Annotated in this window: 2 pseudogenes; both read right to left on the reverse strand. The window is 43.6% G+C overall.

Annotated elements, in window-relative coordinates:
- A pseudogene (locus tag ACFINS_RS09720) lies at nt 1-472 on the reverse strand (hypothetical protein); the annotation flags it as partial.
- A gap of 11 nt (nt 473-483) precedes the next feature.
- Nucleotides 484-1083 (reverse strand): annotated as a pseudogene (locus tag ACFINS_RS09725) (phage portal protein); the annotation flags it as partial.

A 1083-nucleotide genomic window follows, 5' to 3' on the forward strand; every position in this document is an offset into this window, starting at 1 on the left:
CTTTGGCTTCCTCGAAATAATCCCCCAACTTTTGGCGTTCATATTCCTCTTGATTCAAACGTTCTTGGCTCTCTCTTATGCGAGAAAACTCATCAAGCAATTTCTGTTGTTCCTGTACCTTATGACTAAGCCATGCAACATGTGCTTTTGGATCATCTTCTAGGGTAGGGATATTTTCATCGCGGCGTCTTACCGCCTCTTCTTGCATTTGTGCATATTTTTGTGCAAACTCAATGGCAAGTTCACGCGCTTCCATAGCCTTTTGCTCTGCCTTTTGGCGTGCTTGTCGTTCTTGCTCTATCACACCAGAATTTGGCTGCTCCTGAAGTGGTTCTACAGATGGCTGCTGAGAACTTTCTTCCGCATTAAAAGCTTCCCTAACTTGCTCAGGCTCAACTAACTCAACAGGACGATCACTGGCAAAATGTTCGTCATAGATTGCTTGTTCTTCAGGAGTAAACTTTTCTTCCATCTTCTGTTCCTTCAATGTGGTATTAATCTTTTTGTCAAAACGCGGTAGTGTTCCAACTTTGCTTGTAAGGATTTGCGCTCTAGATCACGCTGCGCTATCTCATTTTTTGCCCGTTGAAGTTCGAGCTGCAGGCGGGCTTGTTCTTGTTTCAAGAAAAGCTCAATATTCTTCTGCTGCAACGCTACCTGCTTTTGTTGTGCATCAAGTTGATAAAGCGTGCCTTTTGCTTGCGCTTCTTGCTGGAGAGCAGCAATCTTTGCTTGTTGCTCTGGATTTAATTGTGTTCCTTGGTTTTGTTGCATCATTTGCTGCTGCTGTTGTTCTTGTTGTGCCTGCTGTGCTTTTGCCGTTAAATTTGCTACCAATGTTGCCGGTAGTGGGGAAAGCTTTAAAAGATCTGGAATCATCTCCGGTGTTAAGAAACCACCAAGCAACGGCAACATTTGCGTAATCGCTGCAAAAGTTCTCTCTTTTTCATTGGGACTTGTTGGTGAATCATCAACAATAATGTCGTATTCAAGCTTTGTGACAGCTTCACGTGTTAAGGGCACATACTGCGCATTTTCTGGTCCAGAAATACGAACCAAACGCCCATCGGAAAGATAGTTTTG

The sequence above is a fragment of the Bartonella sp. AA2SXKL genome (assembly GCF_042197205.1).
Taxonomy (GTDB): domain Bacteria; phylum Pseudomonadota; class Alphaproteobacteria; order Rhizobiales; family Rhizobiaceae; genus Bartonella.